Source organism: Acrocarpospora macrocephala, assembly GCF_009687865.1.
Lineage (GTDB): Bacteria > Actinomycetota > Actinomycetes > Streptosporangiales > Streptosporangiaceae > Acrocarpospora > Acrocarpospora macrocephala.
This window is the reverse complement of the sequence record NZ_BLAE01000014.1, coordinates 102,697-123,567: the sequence shown is the minus strand read 5'-3', so window position 1 is coordinate 123,567 and position 20,871 is coordinate 102,697. Positions and strand designations below refer to the sequence as shown.

At 68.2% G+C, this 20,871-nt stretch carries 18 protein-coding genes; 5 read left to right on the top strand and 13 right to left on the bottom strand.

Features of this window, described 5'->3' with window-relative positions; all coding sequences use genetic code 11:
- Positions 1-58: 58 nt before the first annotated feature.
- The 11 genes from Amac_RS14075 to ychF form a co-directional block, all read right to left on the bottom strand.
- Complete coding sequence (locus tag Amac_RS14075; protein ID WP_246268327.1) at positions 59-1,210, bottom strand: C40 family peptidase; 1,152 nt, start codon at positions 1,208-1,210, stop codon at positions 59-61.
- Positions 1,207-1,842, bottom strand: coding sequence for a hypothetical protein (locus Amac_RS14070; RefSeq protein ID WP_155354810.1), 636 nt, complete (start codon positions 1,840-1,842; stop codon positions 1,207-1,209). The genes Amac_RS14075 and Amac_RS14070 overlap by 4 nt, the downstream gene beginning before the upstream one ends.
- Positions 1,843-1,844: 2 nt before the next feature.
- Positions 1,845-4,142 carry a type IV secretion system protein gene (locus Amac_RS14065; RefSeq protein WP_155354809.1) on the bottom strand — a complete coding sequence of 766 codons (2,298 nt, stop codon included), beginning with the start codon at positions 4,140-4,142 and terminating at the stop codon, positions 1,845-1,847.
- On the bottom strand, positions 4,139-6,622 hold the full coding sequence (locus Amac_RS14060) for an ATP-binding protein (protein WP_155354808.1): 2,484 nt from the start codon (positions 6,620-6,622) through the stop codon (positions 4,139-4,141). The genes Amac_RS14065 and Amac_RS14060 overlap by 4 nt, the downstream gene beginning before the upstream one ends.
- Positions 6,615-8,645 carry a TcpE family conjugal transfer membrane protein gene (locus tag Amac_RS57310; RefSeq protein WP_155354807.1) on the bottom strand — a complete coding sequence of 677 codons (2,031 nt, stop codon included), beginning with the start codon at positions 8,643-8,645 and terminating at the stop codon, positions 6,615-6,617. The genes Amac_RS14060 and Amac_RS57310 overlap by 8 nt, the downstream gene beginning before the upstream one ends.
- Positions 8,646-8,675: 30 nt before the next feature.
- Complete coding sequence (locus tag Amac_RS14050) at positions 8,676-8,990, bottom strand: LptF/LptG family permease (protein WP_155347094.1); 315 nt, start codon at positions 8,988-8,990, stop codon at positions 8,676-8,678.
- A gap of 50 nt (positions 8,991-9,040) precedes the next feature.
- The gene (locus Amac_RS14045) at positions 9,041-10,039 is read right to left on the bottom strand and encodes a conjugal transfer protein (protein WP_155354806.1); all 999 of its coding nucleotides are present in this window, start codon (positions 10,037-10,039) and stop codon (positions 9,041-9,043) included.
- A gap of 304 nt (positions 10,040-10,343) precedes the next feature.
- Positions 10,344-11,234 carry a hypothetical protein gene (locus tag Amac_RS14040; RefSeq protein ID WP_155354805.1) on the bottom strand — a complete coding sequence of 297 codons (891 nt, stop codon included), beginning with the start codon at positions 11,232-11,234 and terminating at the stop codon, positions 10,344-10,346.
- A 112-nt stretch (positions 11,235-11,346) separates the two neighbouring features.
- Positions 11,347-11,979: a nitroreductase family protein gene (locus Amac_RS14035; RefSeq protein ID WP_155354804.1), complete on the bottom strand. Its 633-nt coding sequence runs from the start codon at positions 11,977-11,979 to the stop codon at positions 11,347-11,349.
- A 50-nt stretch (positions 11,980-12,029) separates the two neighbouring features.
- Complete coding sequence (locus Amac_RS14030; protein ID WP_246268323.1) at positions 12,030-12,830, bottom strand: SAM-dependent methyltransferase; 801 nt, start codon at positions 12,828-12,830, stop codon at positions 12,030-12,032.
- Between the two features lie 236 nt (positions 12,831-13,066).
- Complete coding sequence (gene ychF / locus Amac_RS14025; protein ID WP_155354803.1) at positions 13,067-14,143, bottom strand: redox-regulated ATPase YchF; 1,077 nt, start codon at positions 14,141-14,143, stop codon at positions 13,067-13,069.
- 150 nt (positions 14,144-14,293) lie between these two features.
- Between ychF and Amac_RS14020 the strand changes: the two genes are divergently transcribed.
- Positions 14,294-15,559 (top strand): DNA recombination protein RmuC, encoded by a 1,266-nt coding sequence (locus Amac_RS14020; protein ID WP_373869816.1) that lies wholly within the window; start codon positions 14,294-14,296, stop codon positions 15,557-15,559.
- Between the two features lie 168 nt (positions 15,560-15,727).
- Positions 15,728-16,195: a DUF6542 domain-containing protein gene (locus Amac_RS14015; RefSeq protein ID WP_155354801.1), complete on the top strand. Its 468-nt coding sequence runs from the start codon at positions 15,728-15,730 to the stop codon at positions 16,193-16,195.
- 108 nt (positions 16,196-16,303) lie between these two features.
- Here the strand turns inward: Amac_RS14015 and Amac_RS14010 are convergent, their stop codons facing one another.
- Positions 16,304-17,278 carry a 4-hydroxy-3-methylbut-2-enyl diphosphate reductase gene (locus Amac_RS14010; protein WP_155354800.1) on the bottom strand — a complete coding sequence of 325 codons (975 nt, stop codon included), beginning with the start codon at positions 17,276-17,278 and terminating at the stop codon, positions 16,304-16,306.
- A gap of 98 nt (positions 17,279-17,376) precedes the next feature.
- On the opposite strand from Amac_RS14010, the gene Amac_RS14005 reads away from it, so the two are divergent.
- From Amac_RS14005 to Amac_RS13995, 3 genes are all read left to right on the top strand, one after another.
- Positions 17,377-18,150, top strand: a complete 774-nt coding sequence (locus Amac_RS14005; protein ID WP_155354799.1) for a hypothetical protein — start codon at positions 17,377-17,379, stop codon at positions 18,148-18,150.
- A 457-nt stretch (positions 18,151-18,607) separates the two neighbouring features.
- Complete coding sequence (gene xseA / locus Amac_RS14000) at positions 18,608-19,819, top strand: exodeoxyribonuclease VII large subunit (protein WP_155354798.1); 1,212 nt, start codon at positions 18,608-18,610, stop codon at positions 19,817-19,819.
- 9 nt (positions 19,820-19,828) lie between these two features.
- Positions 19,829-20,068, top strand: a complete 240-nt coding sequence (locus Amac_RS13995; protein WP_155354797.1) for an exodeoxyribonuclease VII small subunit — start codon at positions 19,829-19,831, stop codon at positions 20,066-20,068.
- A 163-nt stretch (positions 20,069-20,231) separates the two neighbouring features.
- Here Amac_RS13995 and Amac_RS13990 read toward each other — a convergent pair whose 3' ends face one another.
- Positions 20,232-20,423, bottom strand: a complete 192-nt coding sequence (locus tag Amac_RS13990; RefSeq protein ID WP_155354796.1) for a hypothetical protein — start codon at positions 20,421-20,423, stop codon at positions 20,232-20,234.
- Between the last annotated feature and the right edge of the window lie 448 nt (positions 20,424-20,871).

The window sequence follows — 20,871 nt, the reverse complement described above, 5'->3', positions numbered from 1 at the left end:
GAACGCTCCCCCACACCGGACCAACGCGGTTGACTCACGTTTACCAACCAACAAACTCCTAACCAGAACCCCGCCGACCAGCCGACTCACCGCCGCGACCGCCCAGCGATCCCATCGCGCCAAGGCTGGGCGCCCCCACCGCCAGCGGCAGCCGTTTCAGCTGCTCCAGCACATCCGGATTCTGCAACGGCCGGGTATATCCCACGATCCCGATCCGATCCTTATACGTCGTGATCTTGATGGGCCCGCACAACGTACACCGCGCCTCGATCATCTTCCCCGGCGAAACAATCATCCCGACATGCCCCGGATTGGTGACAGACGTCCCCGGCCCCGCGTTGAAGAACACCAGGTCCCCCGCCTGCTCCTCCCCCGCGTCGACCTTCTCCCCGAACGGCCACTGCCCGAACGTCGTCCGCGGAATCGACAACCCCGCGTTCCGGTAGGCCATGTAGATGATCCCCGAACAGTCGTACGCGTCCGGCCCGGTTCCCCCCCACCGATAGGGCTTGCCCCGCTGCGCCAGCGCATATTCAAGGATCTTGGCCACGACCGCGCTCGGCGCCTGCACCGTGAAATCGCAGTCGGGATTGTTCTCCGGAGGAACGCCGACCTCACCGCTGGCCGCGTACCGGGCGGCGATCTCCAGCACCTGATCCACATACCAGGTCGCCCGGTTGTAGACGAAGATGGCTTTGCGCAGGTCGTCGGGCGCGCCGTTACGTTTGAGCATCTTGGCCGCCCCCAGGATGGCGTCCGCCGGGTTGTACACGTCCGCGATGCCGTCCTCATCACCGTCGGAGGCGTAGCCATTGAACTCCGACGGGATCTCGATCCGCGCCTTGCCCCCCCAGGTACTGATCAGGAACTGCATCGGCCCAGCCGCACCCGCCTCGTTGGTGCCCGACTTGACCCCCGGGAGATCGGAGCGCCCGTGGTCGGTCTCCCGCTTGCCAACCGCCGCCAGCACATTCCACTGCACCCCGATGGCGGCACCGTGCTTCTTGTACAAAGCCAGATACTCCGGCGGAATGTCCTCTTTCGCGGTCTCGGACAGGTCGCCCGTATCGACCTCACACTCCGCGCCCCCGCCACCGAACAACCCGCCCGGTAACGGCGTCATCAGCACGATCGACCCGAACAGGGTCAGCGGGAGGGCCACGGCGAGGAGCCCGGCCACCCATTTCCACGAGAGCCGGCTCTTCGTCACGGGGTGGTGTCCCCGTCCTGCCCGGCGTCGGCGGGCTGCATGTCGTACACCCGCCAGTCCACACCCAGCTTCATGACCGTCACCGCGTAGGAGTCGGTCTGATCACGCTCCCCCGCGGTGCTGGTGATGTGCTGAATGGAGTCGACCACGAAGACCACCGACCCCACGCTCATGTCCCTGATCAAGGTCACCTTGGCCGAGCCGTCCGAGACGATCTGCTCGGCGGCGTCGTGCTCGGTCAGCGCGGGCGCGGTCAGGCTCCTGGTCAGCTCCTCACCGAACTCCACAGTCGCGAATCTGCGCACCCGATCCACCCGGGCTACCGGATCCGCATGCGTGTATGTGCCGTATGCGCCGACGAACCGCCGAGCCAGATCGGCGGCGGCGGCCAGCTCGTCCCGGCTGAGCGGCAGGTAGTTGTAGACATCGAACTCGCCCGAGGGCGTGCTCGCCACCTGGCTCGGCAACACGGGCGCCACGGTGCCCGAAGGAGCGTTGCGGCCGGTGGGGGCCGCCTCCGGGTCGTTCTGGCCATCCCCACCGCCCAGCATCGTGAGATAGATGCCGAGGGCGGCGAGCACGACCACCACGGCCACGAAGACGAGTCTCCTCCGGCCGTCGGTTCCCTCCATGATCAGTCCTTGTCGCGGTCGGGGGGCCTCAACCAGAACGGTGCGTTGTCGCCGCCGCGCGCGCTCTTGGCTCTGCTGCTGGGCAGCCACAGCGGCGGCGCTTCGGAACGTGGCTGCCGGGGCGACTCGGCACGGGGCGGCTGCGACGACCGGGGCGTCTCAGCGCGCGGCGGCCGTGGCGGTTCCGACCGCCGCTCCGCACGCGGACTCTCCGACCGCCCCGAACGCCGCCCGCCACCGAACAGGCTCCCGCCACCACCGAAGAACCCACCGCCGGACGAACTGCGGCCACCGGACGAGCCACCACCGAACAACCCGGACGAGCCGCGCGATGAACCACCACGGGACGCGGAGGACGGGCGCGAGGCCCAGCCGCCGGAACGGCCGCCGAACCACCCTCCGGAAGAGGAGGAGGAACCACCCGAACTCGGCACACTCCCGCTGCTGGACGGAACCGGTCCACCCGGACGTCGCGGACCGGTGGCCCCAGGACGGGCGCCCGCGGGTGGCCGGAGGTTGAGCGGCGGCGCCGAGCCCGGCCGTGGCGCGGGCACGCCGCCGGCCTTCTTGCGCGCGTCGGTCTCCAGCGGCGCGGGCTGCCCGGTCGCCCGGACTCCGGTGGCCCCGGCGGCCTGATCCTCGCCGCGTACCTTGCCCTGGGCCACCGTCGTGGCTGCGGCCGCTCCCGCCCCGGCCCCCGCCGCCATGGACGCGGCCCCGATGACGGGCTCCGCCTTGCGCAGCCCCCAGCGGCCGATCCTGGCCGAGGCCACCGGCGGCAGCACCACGCTGGAGCGCTGCAGGATCGGCGAACTCGCCGCCTCGCCCAGCATCCGGGTGGTGAGGTTGTGGCCGCCCATGGTGGAGAACAGATGCTGGAACGGCCGCCGGTAGAAGAACACGGCCAGCGTCAGCAACGCCATGAACATGATCTGCATGCCCCACGGCAGCGGCGTCGAGATGATCAGCGCGTAGCCGTACACCAGGACGCCCAGCACGAGGGCCAGCACCGCCTGCCTGAGCAGCGTGCCGACCAGCATCTCCACCCAGCGCATCGCGATGATCCGCCCGGCCCCTGGATGCACGCCGATCAGCAGGAACACCGGACCGAGGATCAGCAGCAGCAGGAAGCCGATCTTGAGGACCAGCAGCGAGACCGAGACCAGGAAGATCAGCACCCCGGCCACCATCGCCGCGATGAACGCCCCGATCGCCACGCTCAGGCGGCTCGTCCAGTCCTTGCCCTGGAACAGGAAGAACTGCGGAGTGGCCTCCAGGGGCTTGGCGACCTCCTCCTCGAAACGTTGCTGGTGGGCGTCGCCGGCGGGCGCCTGGCGGGCTTGCTGCTCAGCTTGGTCGATGGCCTGGATCTCCAGCACCTTCGGCCCGAAGGTGGCCACGATCGGGGCGTTCGGGTCGGCCGTGCCGAACTCGCCCATCAGCCACGGCTTGCAGACCAGCGTCGACCAGAGCGCGTCGGCGTTCTGCGCCACGCCGGGGGTGCCGGGCTGGCCATAGCCGCCGTTGGCGGCGCGGGTGCCCTCGGCGCCCTGCGCCGGCAGGCAGGACGCGCCGCCCGCGCCGGGCAGGCCGGAGAAGGCCGAGTTGACGATCTCGCTGGTCTTGTCGGTGATGGTCTTGCCGACGCCGGTCAGGTCCTGGGGGCGGCTGAAGAACCAGGTGGCCACGGTGACCGCCAGGACCATCCAGATGACACCCTCGTAGGTGGTGGTGGCGCGTTTGCGGAGCAGGCCGTACCAGGCCAGCCAGATCGCCGCGATGATCACGATCGGCCGCAGGAACGGCCAGTACATCGCGTCGGCCAGGTTGACGACCATGTCGTCGACCACGTTCTTGATCGGCAGTAGCGGGCCCTCGGTGGCCGCCGCCTCGTAGGTGGTGATGGTGAGCCGGTCGACCGCCTTGGCCCAGGAGAAGATCGTGTTGGCCCAGGCGTTGCCGAGCACCGCGGCCACGTCCGAGCAGCCGAGGCCGTAGGTGTGCCAGAACTGGCCGGCCATGCCGTACCTGGCGTAGTTGGTGAGCTGCTGGTCCGGGGCGACCTCGACCGGGGTGCCCGCGCCGACGCCCGCGCCCGCCGCGGCGCCGGTGTCACCGGTGTCCGGTGGGGGCGGTTTGACCAGGCCGTCGACGCCGCCGCCGACCATCTCCGGGGCCAGCGACGAGGACAGATCACAGATCCCGTCGGCGCTGGCCGTACTGGATGCGAAGACCAACGGAAGACTGAGGACGGTGACCACAGCCACCAGCACCAGCGCTAACCGGCGGACAAACCTCACGACCGCACCTCCTGCGCGACCCCCGACCTGCTGGATCCCCCCTGAAGATCATGCATGTTCTCGCCGGGTTTGTCGTGCGTCGGATTCGTATCGAGCCAGCGCAGCAGCTCCGGCGAGATCAGGTCCACGCCGATCCGGCCGGCCCGGCCGTCCAGATCGCGGAAGATGCACTCGCCGTTGCCGAGGGAACGCAAGACCGCCTTGTGCTCCTCTGACCCATCGACACCCAGCAACTCCAGCACGTGCTCGACCTCGACCCGCTCGGTCGAGCGAAACGCGAACACCGAGGACAGGCAGTTGGTGACCTGCTCGTTCAGCAGGTCGCCCGCGTTCTGCGAGACCAGGACGAGCGCGGTGTTACGGGACCGCCCCATCCGGGACACCTCGGGCACCAGCTTGGCGCCCTCCGGCGTGGACGTGATCGCCCACGCCTCGTCCAGGAAGATCGCCTTGGGAGTCCGCCGGTCCAGGCCGTTCATCAGCCGCCGGGCGAACTGGGACACCAGGTAGAGCAGCGCGACCGAAAGCCGCTGCTCGTAGGAGTAGTCGTCGCGGGTGGTGGCCACGTCCGGCAGGGTCAGGCCGCCGAGGGTGAACACCGTCGTCCAGCCCTCGGTGTCGATCTGGTCGCCGCCGAAACGGTCAAAACACAGCCGGGCCAGGCGCATCTCCGACATCGAGCGCAGCACCGCGCCCAGGTTCTTGGAGGCCGCGTCCTCAGTCTGCTCCAGGTGGTCGATCACCTTGCCGAGCGAGGGATCCGGCTGGTTGGAGACCGCCGCCACCGCCTGGATCATCGCCGACTCGCGCTCCTCCGACATACGCGGCAGCAGCAGCCGCAGCGTCTCGGTGGCCATCGTCTTCTTGGCCGCGATGTCGTCGCCGAACGAGAACGGGTCCAGCAGCCCTGGCGCGGCCGAGGCCAGCGGGATCGTCCTGGCCCGGCGGCCCCGCTGGTGCAGCAGCTCCACCAGCGAGGAGGCGTCGCCCTTCGGGTCGATCACGGCCACCGTGACCCCGCGCACCGCCATCTGGTAGATCATCAGCAGCGCCAGCGTGGTCTTGCCGCCGCCCGGCTCGCCGGTGATCGCGATCGCCGTCGGCCGGTTCCTGGTCGCCGCCACCAGCGGGTCGAAGTGCACGATGCTGCGCGCCCGGCCCAAGGTCTCCCCGATGTACGGCCCGAGCCACCCGGAACTGCCGTCGTCCACCCGGTCACCCAGATCCACGGTCGCGTGCGCCATCCCGCCCGCGATCGTGCGCAGCGGCTGGCGCTGGGCGTACGCGTTGACCCGCACCTTCTCCCCCGGCAGCGCCTCGCAGAACAGCGAGAACTGGTCGCCGGTGGAGTTGACCACGTCGATGCCCAGGTCGCGGTAGTGCTCGACGACCGCCTCGACGCGCTGCACGCACATCTCCTCGGTGGGGGCGGAGACACTCATCCGGTGCCAGCCGTACACGAACGGCAGGCGTTCCTTGGTGATGCCGTGCTCCAGCATCCTGGCCGCGTCGATCTGCTCGGCCAGCGCCAGCGGGGCCTCCGCGCCCGCCTCCCTGATGTGGATGTCCATGTCGCGGGCGTGCGCCAGCTTGCGGGCCACGTCCTTGCTGGCCCGCACCGGCGGGATCAGCCGCATCCGGCTGGAGATCTCCACCGGGAACGGCAGCTGGTCGCCGAAGTGAATCCACGGCTCGCCGTCGGGGAACGGCATCAGGTCGGGGAAGCGGGCGAAGGACAGGTGGGCGGTGTAGGAGTCGCCGCCGGGCTGCTCGATCCGCAGCAGTGACCTGCCGTTGTGGATCTGGCCTTCGACCAGGGCCTCGATCTCGCCCCGGCCCCAGCGCCTGCGCGGGCTGGCCGAGGGCGGCGGGTCACCGAGCGCGCCGGACGCGGCGTGCTGGAACAGCCAGGCGATCTCGACCGAGGTGGCGTGCCTGGCGTACAGCGCGCTGGAGGCCAGCGCGCGGCCGAGCCGTTCCGCCGACTCGGTCCATTTCGTCACCTCGCGCTCGGGCACGTGGTCGTCCTCCAGGCCGAGCGACTTCTCCGAACGCTGGTAGAAGCCGAACAGCTGGGCCAGCACGCCGCTGCCGAGCTGCGTGCCGCGCGACCCCAGCCGCACCCCCAGGTAGACCTCCTTGGACCAGAAGTCCTTCGCCCAGACGTGCCGGTACATCTCCTCCAGGTAGTCGCGCCAGCCCGGGCCCTCGTCCGAGGTCGCGTTCAGCGCCATCGCCCACTCGGCCGCCGGATAGGTCCGGTGCGCGACCCGCAGGTGCACCTCGGCGTCCTGCATCCGGATCGCGGCCAGCGCGATCGTCACATTGGTGGCGAGGGACTCGCGCTCCTCGGGCGTGATGAACTCGTAGCTGACCGTCGGGAGCCTGAAGTAGGCCCACGCCGCCGACTCGGTGAGCAACACGCGGTCGTCGAAATACCGCACGGCCAGGCGGCTTCGCGCCCGGGACGCCCTAGCCAACGATGCTCTCCCCTCTCGCGGTGGTCAGCCCGCTGGCGACCACTCCGGCCAGTGCGACATACGCCCGGCGCCCGCCCGCGCGGAGATCGCCGAGATCCACCGGCCCGGATTCGGCGAGCTCGTCCTCCCATGGCACCCGCACGATGGCCCGGCACCTGCCCCGCGCCACCGCCTCGGCCCGCTCGACGTCCGCCAGGCTGCGCCGACTGACCCCGTTCACCACCATGACCGCGCGCCGCCGCAGGTCCGCGCAGCCGTGCCCGTCCAGCCAGTCGTAGGTCATGGCCACCGCGTCCGGCGCGTCCGCGCTCGCCGGAGCCACCAGCACCAGCTGATCGGCGTACGGCAGCAGCCGCGCGGCCAGCGCCGCCGCCGGATCCATCAGGATCACCCGGTACTGCTGGTCCAGCAGCCGCATCGCGCGCGCGATCCGCTGGTCGGAGAAGGCCGACCGGTCCGAGATGCGCTGCTCGGCGCCCTCGTCGGTGTCGGCGGCCAGCACGTCCAGGCCGGACTCGCACCGGCTGGTGTAGGCGCCGACGTGGGTGCCGACCTGATCGATCACGGCCAGGAAGGAGCTGAGCGTCTCGGGGGACTCGGGCCTGATCCTGGTGGTCAGGGTGTGGTCGCCGGTATTGGCGTCCACGGCCAGCACGCCGTCGTCGCGGTGCCGGGCCAGGGTGTGGCCGAGCAGCAGCGCGGTCGTGCTCTGGCCCGCGCCGCCGGTGCAGCCCAGCACGACCACGCGGCGGCTGCCGGTGATCGGGGTGCGCACCCGCGCCTCGTCGTTCTCGGTCCCATCGGTACGGCCTCCGCCGCTGCCCACCACGACCTGGGCGATCCGCCGCCAGCCGCCTTGGGGATCCCGGCCGACGACGGACTCGACGCGGCGGACCTTGGGCTCTTCCGCGGGTTTGCTTTCGGGGCGGGGGACGGGGACGGGGGCTGCGGGCTGGCCGGATAACGCCGGGACGGCGCGGATGGAGACCTGGCGGGCGGGTTCGGGGTTTCGCCCGGGGATGGGGGGTCTGGGGGGCTGGCCGCGGCGATGTTGTTCTCTGGCCTTGTCGGCGGGAGGTGCGGAGTCGGTCGCGGAGGTGGCGGCGCTCATGGGGCTTGGGGCCGATTTGTCGGTCTCAGTGGAGGCGGCGGCCAGGCGGCGGAGGCGGCGGAGAGCGTCGGGGCCGATCGGCGGGGCCGTGGTTTCGGCGACCGGGGATTCCTGCCGTCGCGGCTCGGGCATGTGTGGCTCGGGCATGTGGGGCTCGGGCCTGCGCGGCTCGGGCATTTCCGAAATATCCGGCTTCGCCGTGACGAGCTCGGGCCTCTTCGGCTGCGGCTTTTCGGGTTCCGGCTTGCTCGGTTCCTGTTTTCTGGGTTCCTGTGGCGCGAAGACCGGGATGGCCGGGGCCTTGGCGGTCGCCGTACCCCAGGAGGGACGGACGGTCGGCTCGGCGACCGGGGCGATCGGCGTGGGCTCGGCCGGGATCGCGGCGGCCGCGGCGGCGACGGCTGGGCGGACCGTGCCAGGGACGCGGCGCTTCAGCGGCTCCGGGGACTTCTGCGGGAGCTTCACGGAGAGCTTCGCCGAGGCGGCGGCGCGAGCGAACATGGGTGCGGGCTGGGCATGCCGGGCGCGGCGGGGGACCGTACGGCGAGAGGCGCGCCAGACGCGGCTGTGGAAGACGACCTCGTCCGGTTCCGAGACGGGGGCCAGGCGGCACCAGGTGCGCGGCTCGGACAAGTAGCGGCTCTGCGACTGGAGCAGCTCGGTGAGGCGCTTCCCCTCGATCACCGGGCGAGTGGACAGCCAGGTGATCACGCCGGGCGGAACCAGGTAGATCACGTGCCAGGGCGCCTCGAACCCCAGGCCGACGAGCCGCAGGAAGACCCACCAGGGCGCGCTCACGCCGATGAAGACACCGATCCAGACGATGGGGAGCGGCGTCGGCAGCCGTAGGTCGTACAGCTTGTAGAGCCGCTTCTCAATGCGCCAAATATTGGTGTATGTAGGTAGGTCCACCCGATTCCTCCTCTCCCAGCGTGCCCAGGTTCACTGGATGCCAAGCGCCCCCGCGATGGCCTTCGCCGTCACCTCGATGATGTTCGGCACGTAGAAGATCACGCCGATCGCGATCGCCAGGATGATGAACTGGACGAACCGCGTGATCTCCCTGGTGAAGAGGAAGAAGAGCGCGACCACCGAGACGATCACCAGGAACAAAGGCCCGAAGAAGCGGCGCAGGAATTCGGCCAGCCCTTCGGTGTTGATGCCCTGGTTCGGCGCCGGGGTCGGCGTGAAAGCAAGAAGTTCGGCGCCGCCCAGCTGGCTGGACACGGCGCTCTCCAGAATCGTGTGCACAATCATTTTCGCCCTCCCGGGGGGTGTGGATCAGCGACATCACGGTCGGCCATGTGTTACCCCACGGACCGGCCCGCGCCCTGGATCCGCCCGACGAGCCACTTCTCGCCCTGCCTCTCCAATGTGAGCTGGTAGGCCTGCTCAAGACCCGCCGGTTGCGCGGCCGGATCGGCGGCCGGGTCGGTGCTCGGCAGCGCCGCGGCGGCGCCCGACGGCACGGCCCACACCACGACCGCCGTGACGGTCCGGCTCGACTCCCCGCCCACCGGCACGATCACATCGGTGAGCTGGGCCAGCGTGAACGAGCCACCGAGCCCTTCGATGGTGGCGCCATCCGTGGCGTACAGCCGGAGTTCGGCCGTGTTCCCCGACGCGTACGCCTTGAAGAAGCCCTCCAGCGTCGGCCGGAGCTGGTCCTCCAGGCTGTTGTCCCGGTCCGGGTCGGCGACGGCCGGCAGATCGGCGACGGCGGGCGCGGGCAGCAGCGCCGGGCGGCCGGTCACCACGAAGCGGTCACCCGAGTGGTAGACGGGCACGGAAAGCAGCCATCTCTTACTGCCCGACTGGAAACTCACCACGACCGTGGCGTTCTCGTTATCGGCGGCCACGTCGATACTCTGGAATTGAATGGCCCCGGCCGACATCCGGCCGTACCCATTCCAGCCGAACCGGCGCTCGACCCCGGGGGCGAGAAAAGCGGTCAGCCTTTCGTCGCGCTGCTCCGGATTGGTCGCGTCGAAATTCAAATAGACCGCGGCGAATTGATTGGCGAATCCGGCCGCCTCCTGGACCGGGAACCCGGAGTTCTCCGGCGTGACCGGCGCGGCCGCGTTCTCGCCCTGGGTGAACCGCTCGAACGGCGCCCGGACCCCGTTGACCACGATCACGACGATGAGCGCCCACAGGATCGCGCGCCCCACCCACACGAGCCAGCGGCCCCCGCCGCCGCTCCAGCCCCTGCGCCGCACCGGCGCCGAGTCGAGATCAGGCAACGGGTACGACTCGGGGTCGCCAGCGATCCGAGGATCCTGCTGGACGGTTGACCTGCGAGCCATCACGCCTCCGCTCGCGCCGATCCCCCCGGCTGGCGCGGTGTCTTCTTACTCTCGATCCGGTTATCCACGTTGAAGTATTCACCCTAGCGGTCCCGCCAATTGTTCCAGGAAAGCCACGCCCATGCTGTGCGCATCTAAGTAACCGGCCAAACCGAGTCTGCATGAGACGGAGAGTGGCCGTACCGGCAGGTACGACCACGAAACGACGTCTTTGCAGGCCAGCGCTCCGTACTATTACCAACCGGTCAGCGAGAGCTATCCAAACCGTACCGAGACTCCTACCTGGATTTCACCCCACGGCCGGTCACTGACCTGCGCCTTCGGCGAGGCCGCCGCAGGTGAAGCCCTCCTCGCGCTCGGGGCTGAGTTGCAGGCTGCTGAGGTTGGTGGTCTCGATCGGACGGCGAAAGGTCTCCAGCTTGTCGCAGTCGTAGAAGAGGTACGTGCCCTCGCTCTCCCCCAGCAGCATCATCCAGCGGCCGTCGTAGAGCGGCTTGTCGTCGTCGGCGCTCTTCAACACGGCCCACTGGTCCTGGAACCCCAGGGTGTCGAGCAGCAGGTTGGCCTGCCCGGTCCGCTGCACCTCCACCGCGCCGTACGACAGCTCCAGGATGAGCAGGAAGCCCAGGCCCAGCCCGGTCAGTCCGCCGACGAGCACCTTCAACCCGGCGCGGCCGACGGGCTTACGGCGGAGCAGCCGGAACGGCACCAGGAACGTCAGCACGCCCAGCCCGACGGCGATGGCGATCATGATGGTGAGGTCGAGGTCGCCGACGAAGTTGAAGAAACCCCAGTAGGTGGCGCCGCACCACAGCGCGGCGATCAGCGCGGCCACCCACGGGCGCTTCCTGATGCCCGCCACGAGCCTTCCGCTGTAGCCGAAGGTCACCTTGTTGACTAACCAGCCCAGCCCGATGATCAAGCCGAGAGCCGGAATGCCCAGCAGCAGGACCAGCACCAACGTGCCCACGAGCCGGCCGAACAGCACCGACTGGTCGATCCCCGCCTGCTGCGGGCTGATGCCGAAGACCGCGTATATCTCCTCGATGCCGATATAGAGGACCGCGTAAAGCGCGACGCCGATCGGGAGGACTACCGAGGCGATGCGTTCGACCAGTTCGATGACGCTTCCACTGGCTTCCTTATCAGCCTGGACGTCATCGCTGGAACGCGACAGGTTAGCGGTGTTTTCCACCGGTATGTTCTGATCGATCACGGCGCAGGAGCCTACCGATCCGCATCCCCTGCGGTGGGCCTTTCTGACATTTCCGCACGCCTGGGGTCAACCTCGGAGTGTCAAGGGCCCGTTAGAGCGGCCTGCCGTACGTGTTGGAGAAAACGATCTCGTCGACCGGGATCCTGTTGAGCCTGGTGGGGAAAGGATTGGCGGGGTAACCGACCGCGATGTGGGCGGCGGTGATGACGTCGTCGGGGATGCCGAGCAGCTCCTTGACCTGAGGTTCGGAGTGGCAGAGCAGGGTGGTGATGGCGCTGGCGAGGCCCTGCGAGCGCATGGCCAGACAGAAGTTCTGGACGGTGGGGTAGATGGACGCGCCGCCTACGACGCTCAGCCGCCCGAGTTCGTTATCTGTGGGGTGCAGCCCGTCGAGCACGGCGCAGCAGACGACGATGGCGGGCGCCTCGTCGAAGTGCTCGGCGAAGTGGTCGGCGTCAGCGACGACCTTGGGCAGTGCCTGTACGGCGATGTCGCCGACCCCGACCGCGCTGAGATAGGCCTTCCACGGCTCCAGGTACCACGCTTTGAGCTGCCGCTTCAGGTCGGGGTCCGTGACCACCACCCAGCGCACCGGCTGCCGGTTTCCGCCCTGGGGCGCGAAGCGAGCGGCGTCGAACGCGCTCAGCAGCACCTTCTCGGGGATGGGATCGCTACGGAAATAGCGGCACGTTCCCGTTGTTGTCATCGCTTCTATGACGTCCATGGCACACACCTTGCGGGAAGAGGTCCGAAATACCGGCAGTTGCGGCCCGACTACTTCTTCTGGGCTACTCCGGCGTACATCCAAATATGGTCGAGCTCGCCGATGAACTCGTGGTCCGGCCGCCACAGCGGGCTCTGCACCAGGCCAGGCTCGACGAGTTGGAAATCCCCGAACAACAGCTCGATCTCCGCTTTTCGCCGGGCCACGGCAGGCGCGCTGGCCCGGACATAGGTCTCCGCAACCTGAAGCGCTTGCTCCCGCCGGAAATCCTGGGTGGGGTGAGAGATCACCAGAAAGCTGCCCGGGACCATGATCTCCCGCAGCGGAGCCACGAGTTCCTCGGGATCCCGATCGGGGATGAACTGCAGGACGGACAACAACATGATCGCTACCGGCTTGGTGAAGTCGAGGAAGCCGTTGACGTCGGGCCGGGACACGATCGCCTGGGGATCGCGAAGGTCGGCCGTGACGACCCGCGTCTCGCTCTCGCCGATCCCGGCCAGCAGCGCCCTGGCGTGCACGAGGACGATCGGGTCGTTGTCCACGTAGACGACGCGCACGCCGGGGGCTTCTTCCTGCGCGACCTCGTGCACGTTGCGCTGGGTGGGCAGGCCCGCACCGATGTCGAGAAACTGGCGGATCCCCGCCTTCACCATGTAGCGCACCGCACGCTGCATGAACGCCCGGTTCTCCCGGGCGATGTCCCGAATCTCGGGAGCCACCCGGAGTGATTCCTCCGCAGTCTTGCGATCAGCCGCGAAGTTGTCCTTGCCGCCCAGGTAGTAGTCGTACATCCGGGCTGGGTGCGCAATGTGGACTTTGAGTTCGACAGGTGCGCTGTCCTCTTTCAAAGCGTTCCTCCATCAGCGCAGCCCAGGAGCGGGCGTCTCCTCAGCGGGAGACCAATGAGATCGTAACTGCGAACAGACACCATCTAATCGCATCATTATCGATCCTTCACCAAAAAAACCCGATATTGACCAATATCGCGCCTTCTAGCAATTTTGACCAATTTGTACCAATTGTGGCTGGGACGGTGCTCCCGTACCTGTCCGGGGTGGTGACCCAGGTTCCGCCGCTGGTCTGGTCAGACGTTGAAGCGGAACTCGACCACGTCGCCGTCGCGCATGATGTAGTCCTTGCCCTCGATCCTGGCCTTTCCGGCGGAGCGGGCGGAGGCCACGGAGCCGGCTGTCATCAGGTCGTCGAAGGAGACCACTTCGGCCTTGATGAAGCCGCGCTGGAAGTCGGTGTGGATGACGCCGGCGGCCTCGGGGGCGGTGGAGCCCTTCTTGATGGTCCAGGCTCTGGTTTCCTTTGGGCCGGCGGTGAGGTAGGTCTGCAGGCCGAGGGTCTCGAAGCCGACGCGGGCCAGCTGGGAGAGGCCGGATTCGTCCTGGCCGACCGACTGGAGGAGTTCCAGTGCCTCCTCGTCGGAGAGTTCCACCAGTTCGGACTCGATCTTGGCGTCCAGGAAGACGGCCTCGGCGGGGGCGACGATCGCGGACAGCCGGGTCCGGAGGTCGGTGTCCACCAGTTCGTCGGCGTCGAGGTTGAAGACGTACAGGAACGGCTTGGCGGTGAGCAGGTGGAGCTCGCGGAGGTCGGTCAGGTCCATGCCGGAGGCGTAGAGCGTGGTGCCGCCGTCGAGGATCTTGCTGGCCGCCTCGGCCGCGTCCAGGGCGGCCTTGCGGTCCTTGTTGGTCCTGGCCTCCTTCTGCAGGCGCGGCACGGCCTTCTCGATCGTCTGCAGGTCGGCCAGGATGAGCTCGGTGTTGATCGTCTCGATGTCCCGCTCGGGGGCGATGTCGCCGTCCACGTGGGTCACGTCGGGGTCGGTGAAGACCCGGATGACCTGGCAGATGGCGTCGGTCTCGCGGATGTTGGCGAGGAACTGGTTGCCACGGCCCTGACCTTCCGAAGCCCCCTTCACCAAGCCCGCGATGTCCACGAACTCCACCTTGGCCGGGAGGATCCGGGCCGAGCCGTGGATGGTGGCGAGCTGGGCGAGACGCGCGTCCGGCACACCCACGATCCCCACGTTGGGCTCGATGGTGGCGAACGGGTAGTTGGCCGCCAGGGCGTTGGCGCTCTTGGTCAGCGCGTTGAAAAGGGTGGACTTGCCGACATTGGGCAGGCCGACGATCCCGATGCTCAGACTCACGGGATCCGAGTTTACCGGCCGGACAGGGAGCGGCTGAGCGTGCATGCCGTACGCAATGGGATGGAAACCCTGAGTAATCAGCGCACGCCGCGCAAGCGCGCCTCCCCCTTCTGTGGGAAAAGGACTGGGATCATCCCCCATGTGGACGTCATGGCTCTCGCAATCCAGCTCGCCCTCGGGTTGGCCGCCGGGCTGGCCGTCGGATACACGCTCGGCCGGGGCAAGACCGGGCGCGCCGCCGAGGAGACCGCGGCCAGGCTCGCCGACGCGGAGGCCCGGGCGCGGGCCGCGGAAGAGAAACTCGGCTATGTCGAGGGGCAGCTCACCGAGCGGTTCCAGGCTCTCTCCGCCCGCGCGCTCGATCTGAACAACCTGCGCTTCCTCGAACTCGCGGAGAACCGGCTCAACACCACCAGGGCCGAGGCCGCCGGGGATCTCGACCAGCGGCGGCAGGCGGTGGAGAACCTGGTCGCGCCGCTGCAGGAGACGCTGGCCCGGGTGCAGCACCAGCTGCGGGAGAGCGAGCTCGGGGCGCGCGGGGCCCGGGCCGAGCTGCAGCAGCAGATGGAGTTCGTGCGGCAGAGTTCGGAGCAGCTCCAGACGCAGACCCGCTCACTCGTGCGGGCGCTGCAACGGCCGGAGGCCCGGGGCCGGTGGGGGGAGCTCCAACTGCGGCGGGTCGCGGAGATCGCCGGAATGGCCCGGTTCTGCGACTTCGACGAGCAGGTGACCGGGCACACCGCCGACGGCGTCGTCCGGCCCGACATGATCGTCCGGTTGAGTGGCGGGAAGAACATCGTGGTCGACTCCAAGGTGTCGCTCGCGGCGTACCTGGAGGCGGCCGAGGCGCAGGATCCGGAGCTGGCGGGGGCCCGGCTGGACGCGCACGCGCGGCACGTCCGCGAGCACGTGGACCGGCTGGCCGCCAAGACCTACTGGCAGGCGTTCAGCCCCGCGCCCGAGTTCATGGTCCTGTTCATCCCCGGCGAGGCGTTCCTCGCCCCCGCCCTGGAGCGCGACCCCGCCCTCCTGGAGTACGCGATGAACAGGCGCGTGCACATCGCCACCCCCACCACCCTGATCACCATGCTCCGCACCGCGCAGTACGCCTGGCAGCAGGCCGCGCTCAGCGAGAACGCCCGCGCGGTGTTCGACATCGGCAAGGAGCTGTACGACCGGCTCGGCGGGCTCGGCCGGAACGTGGACGCGCTCGGCAAGTCGTTGTCTAAGGCGGTCGCCGCGTACAACCGGACGGTGGGGTCGCTGGAGAACCGGGTGCTGGTGAGCGCCCGCCGCCTGAGCGACCTTGGCCTCGTGGACAGCCCGCTGGCCGCCCCCGAACTGGTCGAGGAACTGCCACGGCTGCTGTCCGTACCGGAACTGGTGGAAGAAGAAGCCCCGCCACTGTCGCTGTAACGCAAAGAACAGGCAAGCGTCCCGCCAGCACGCATAGTCGCTGTACAACGAGAAGAACAGGTAAGCGCCTTTCCGCTGTCGCTACGGAGCGGGAAGAGCAGGTAAGCGGCCCTCTTCCAGAGCTGTGGAACGGTAGGTTAGGGGGCTGGAGAAAGGGGGTTTCCGGCAATGAAGTTGACCGCGCGCGGCGCCGTCACGCTGCTTTTCGTGATTACTCTCCTTGGCCAGCTCATCGCCCCCGGCCCCATCTTCATTCTCGGCTGCGCGGCCGCCGTCACCCTGGTCAACGCCCGAGACCTGCTCCCCCTGGTCGTCACCCCGCCCCTGATCTTCTTCCTGACCGCCCTCTTCATCGAGAGCGTCCGCGCCCTCCGCACCGCCAGCTTCCTGCAATCCCTGGCCTTGGGCCTCTTCACGATCCTCTCCGCCGCCGCCCCCTGGCTCCTCGCCGGCTCCGCCCTCACCCTCGCCATCGCCTGGTACCGCGGCCTCCCCACCAACATCCGCACCCTCCGCCTGGCCCACGCCCACCGCGTCCCCAAACCCCGCCAAAGCCGCGAAACCACCCCCACGTACGCAGCCGAACCCGAAGGCTATTTCGAACCCCGCCTGTACGGCTCCACCAAAGAAGACTGACCCCAGCACCAGTACGGCGAGAGCGCCACACGAACGTAAACGGCGCCGGATAACGGCGAGTAACCCGGCGCTGGGGACTTGTGGCTGTGTGCCCGGGCTTGTGGGGTGCTAGGCGCGGAGGTCTTTGCGGAGTTCGTGGGGGAGGGCGAAGCGCATGCGTTCTTGGACGGATTCGACTTCTTCGACGTCGGTGAAGCCGTGGGTGGCGAGTTTGCGGAGGACGCCGTCGACCAGGATTTCGGGGACTGAGGCGCCGCTGGTGAGGCCGATGGTGGTGACGCCGTCGAGCCAAGTGTCGTCGATGTGTGAGGCGTCGTCGACCAGGTAGGAGGCATTGGCGCCGTAGTCGAGGGCCACTTCGACCAGGCGCTTGGAGTTGGAGGAGTTCTCGGAGCCGACCACGAGCACCAGTTGAGACTGGGCGGCTATCTCCTTGACGGCGGTCTGGCGGTTGGACGTCGCGTAGCAGATGTCGTCGCTGGGCGGGTCGATAAGGTTGGGGAAGCGCTCTTTGAGGCGAGTGACGGTCTCCGTCGTCTCGTCGACGGAGAGGGTGGTCTGAGAGAGCCAGACGACCTTCCGCGGGTCGCGGACGGATACGGTGCCGACGCCGTCGAGGCCGTCGACGAGTTGCACGTGATCGGGCGCTTCCCCGGCGGTGCCTTCGACCTCTTCGTGGCCTTCGTGACCGATCAGCAGGATGTCGTAGTCCTGGGCGGCGAACCTCTTGGCCTCGTTGTGGACCTTGGTGACCAGCGGACAGGTGGCGTCAATGGTCTTCAGACGACGACGAGCAGCCTCGTCATGTACGGCAGGAGCCACCCCATGCGCGGAAAAGACCACGATCGCCCCTTCCGGGACTTCCTCGGTCTCATCGACGAAGATCGCGCCACGCCCTTCCAGGGTTCTCACCACATGCGTGTTGTGCACGATCTGTTTGCGCACGTAAATTGGCGCTCCGTACTGCGCGAGGGCCTTTTCCACCGCCTCGACAGCACGATCCACCCCCGCGCAGTACCCACGCGGCTTCGCCACCAGCACACGTCTACGGTCCGGAATGCTCGCGGGGGTCTGTGAGGTCATGGTCTCATGCTACGTGGAGCGTCAGCCGCATCCTGACCTCACGTCGACTTGACCCGATAAGACACTTTCCAGGAGCCGCGATGTCTCTCCTTCGAACTTTGACCAAGCCTCTCCGTGACGCGTACGACCATCGCGGTGAGCTCATGGAGAAGGCCAAGGACCTCCCGATGGCGGTCCTCCAGACCGCCCTCAGCGGCGTGGGCCACGCCCTCCTCATCACCGACCGCGTCCGCACCACCATCCGACGCCTGGCCACCCCCGACGAGAAACCCACCAAATCCCCCGCTCCAGAAGCCGAGAAACCGGCCCGCCGCGAGCCCGTCATCTTCGCCCCTCGCCCCACGACACCCGCCGCCGATCTCAACCAAGAACCCGAACCCACCCCTGAACCAGCACCCAAGCCGGACGCTGAACCCCAGCCGACCGCTGAACCCAAACTGGACTCCACACCCAAACCGAAAGCCGAGCCCAAGCCAGCAGCCGAACCCCGGCCCAGCATTGAGCCCGAACTGGATTCCACACCCAAGCCGAAGGCCGAACCCAAGCCCAAGGCCGAGGCCAAGCCGAAAGCCGCACCCCGGCCGAGCGCTGAACCCAAACTGGACTCCGCGCCTAAGCCGGAAGCCGAGGCCAAGCCGGTTGCCGAGCCTCAGGCGGACACCGCCGTCGTCACGCCCGCCAAGAAGGCTGCCCCGCCTGAGCCCATCCCCGGGTATGCCGGCTTGACGATCGCATCCCTCCGCGCCCGCATGCGCGGAAAGTCCGCCGTCGAAATCCAGCAGTTGATCGCCTACGAAGAGGCGACGTCCGCTCGCCCCGAAGTCACCACCATGTACCGCAACCGCCTGACAAAGCTCGAATCCGGAATCTGACGAGCTCCCGGCGGGGACAGGTCATCGAGACAAGGGGCCGAACGCACGATGGTGAAGCGGGTCGCCTGGTTCGGCCATGCCCCACCTCGTGGAAATCGCCGCCAGATCGCTTGAACCGGCCGACGCTGGAATGACCTGGGCGTCGGCGTACTGGCGTTTCGGGGCGGGCACCCGCACGGCGAAAACGGACGCCGTTGGGTGAACGCCCCGTACGACAAGTACGGACACGAGTCCCGCCACGCGGGAGGCGGAAATGAAACGCCAGGCCCAGAGTGTCTTCTGATGTAGGTGATCTAGGCTCTCTCCCGCGGATCATGACGAGCTGGGCCAGGCGTTCCTGGAACTAGACGGGGCGGGTGGATGGGAGAGCCGGGGCGTCGGGCTGTTCTGTCGGTGGGGGTGGCTACGCTGCCGGGCGTAGCTGAATGCGGTGCGTGAGCAGAGGCAGGGAGGGTGAGTGGGCGCGAAGACGTCTCCGGAGGAGCCGTTGCCGGTTCGGTCCGTGCTGCAGATGGTGGCGCAGTGGATTGGGCGGTTGGGCACGATCTGGGTTGAGGGGCAGATCACCGAGTTGACGGCGCGGGGCGGGACCGTGTTCATGACCTTGCGGGATCCGGTGGCGAATGTGTCGGCTCGGGTGACTTGTGCGCGGACTGTGTATGAGGCGAGTTTGCCGAGGCCGGTCGATGGGGCTCGGGTGGTTGTGCATGTGAAGGCCGACTTCTGGGTCAATCGGGGGTCGTTCGCGTTCACCGCGTTGGAGATCCGGCCGGTGGGGGTCGGGGAGTTGCTGGCTCGGTTGGAGCGGTTGAGACAGGTGCTCGCCGCGGAAGGGTTGTTCAACACCGATCGCAAAAGGCGGCTGCCGTTCCTGCCCGGCACGGTGGGGTTGATCTGCGGGCGTGATTCCGCGGCCGAGCGGGATGTGCTGGAGAACGCGCGCCGCCGCTGGCCGGCCGTGCAGTTCAAGATCGAGGCGGTGGCCGTTCAGGGGTCGTTCGCGGTCGCCGAAGTGAGCGAGGCGCTGCGGAAGCTGGACGCCGATCGAGAGGTCGACGTCATCATCGTGACCAGGGGTGGCGGCTCGCTGGAGGATCTGCTGCCGTTCTCCGACGAGTCGCTGGTGCGTGCGGTCGCGGCGTGCCGTACTCCGGTGGTGAGCGCGATCGGTCATGAGCAGGACAGTCCACTGCTGGATCTGGTGGCTGATCTGCGGGCGTCGACGCCCACGGATGCGGCCAAGAAGGTCGTTCCTGATGTGGGAGAGCAGCTGACGCTCGTCCGGCAGCTCAGGGATCGTGGGCGCCGGGTGGTCGGTGGCTGGCTGGATCGCGAGCAGCACTGGCTCCAGTCGGTCCGATCACGGCCGTCCCTGTCGGATCCGGTGCGGGAGCTCGATCGCCGCGCCGAACAAGTGGACGCCCTGCGTGACCGCTCCCGCCGCTGCCTCACCGGTTCCCTGGACCGTTCGACCGACAGCCTGGAACATCTCAGGGCCCGCCTGGTGGCCCTGTCGCCGGCCGCCACCCTCGAACGCGGCTACGCCATCGTGCAGCGTCCCTCCGGCGAGGTCGTCCGCCGTGCCGCCGACCTCTCCCCCGGGAACGATCTCACCCTCCGCCTGCCCGACGACCGCGTCTCGGTGACCGTCACCGAGACCGCCCCCTAGGGTGGTGCCGTGGCCCAGGACAAGCAGACCCCGTCGTACGAGCAGGCGCGCGAGGAGCTCACCGAGGTGGTCCGCCGCCTCGAAACCGGCGGCCTCACCCTGGAGCAGTCCATCGAACTCTGGGAACGCGGCGAAAAACTGGCCGCCGTCTGCGAAGAATGGCTCCAGGGCGCCCGAGCCAAACTAGCCGCCGCCCTGGCCCAACGAGAAACCCCTCACCCCAACACCTCCGACGAAGCCCCCTTCTAACCCAAACCCCCAGGCCGGCAGTGCCCCCGGGCACGTCCGACGAAGCGGCAGCGGCATTCGTGGGGTGGTCTTAACCATCCCGCCAGACGGGCGCACCCGCGCTCGGGACCATCCGGCCGACAAAGACCGCGCTGGACCGGAACTATCTGCAGGTGGGCCCGAGTTACTCGCCGGGGGCGGGCTCCTTGTCGGACGGCGTGCGTGACTCGAAGAGTTTGTAGAGGCCGGAGATTCCGAGGCCGATCGCAAGGAGTATCCCGGGCGGGTTCAAGAAGCCCTGGAATCCTGCGAGGGCGGCCGCGATCATGACTGCGACGATGAGGCTGGCGATGATGTAGCGGACCGGGTTGGTCATGTCCTCTTCCTCCGTGGCCGGATCGCCGGAGAAATGCTCTCCATAGCTTCATTGGAGAGGCCCTTACTTGCACGAAGCTTGATGACCACCTGCGAATAACGGACTCTGGCCGAAGCACAACGCCACTAACGCGACCAATCGGCGAGGCATGCTCAGAGCACCCAACAGAATGACCAGGTCGCCGAGTCACTCGCCGTTATCCGGCGCCGTTCACGCTAGCGCTGGCTCTCGCCGCACCGGCACCAAGAGCAGGAGCGGCATTCTGACGGAAATGACGACCTCAGGAAGGCGTTCGGCAGAAGCTCCGCCGTCGGCGGGCAGCCTGCCCTGACTTCCCCACACCTGCGGGCGTCGCTGGAAGGAACACGCGGACTGACGCAAACACAACCTCAGGGAGGCCCACGGCAGAAGCTCCGCCCTCGGCGGGCAACCCGCCCCGAATTCCAGG

Coding starts and splice junctions, on each gene's coding strand:
- Amac_RS14035 (WP_155354804.1), bottom strand. CDS start 11,979: ATGGACGTCATAGAAGCGATGACAACAACGGGAACGTGCCGCTATTTC.
- Amac_RS14050 (WP_155347094.1), bottom strand. CDS start 8,990: ATGATTGTGCACACGATTCTGGAGAGCGCCGTGTCCAGCCAGCTGGGC.
- Amac_RS13990 (WP_155354796.1), bottom strand. CDS start 20,423: ATGACCAACCCGGTCCGCTACATCATCGCCAGCCTCATCGTCGCAGTC.
- Amac_RS14070 (WP_155354810.1), bottom strand. CDS start 1,842: ATGGAGGGAACCGACGGCCGGAGGAGACTCGTCTTCGTGGCCGTGGTG.
- Amac_RS14015 (WP_155354801.1), top strand. CDS start 15,728: ATGAAGTTGACCGCGCGCGGCGCCGTCACGCTGCTTTTCGTGATTACT.
- Amac_RS14020 (WP_373869816.1), top strand. CDS start 14,294: ATGGCTCTCGCAATCCAGCTCGCCCTCGGGTTGGCCGCCGGGCTGGCC.
- Amac_RS14010 (WP_155354800.1), bottom strand. CDS start 17,278: ATGACCTCACAGACCCCCGCGAGCATTCCGGACCGTAGACGTGTGCTG.
- Amac_RS14045 (WP_155354806.1), bottom strand. CDS start 10,039: ATGGCTCGCAGGTCAACCGTCCAGCAGGATCCTCGGATCGCTGGCGAC.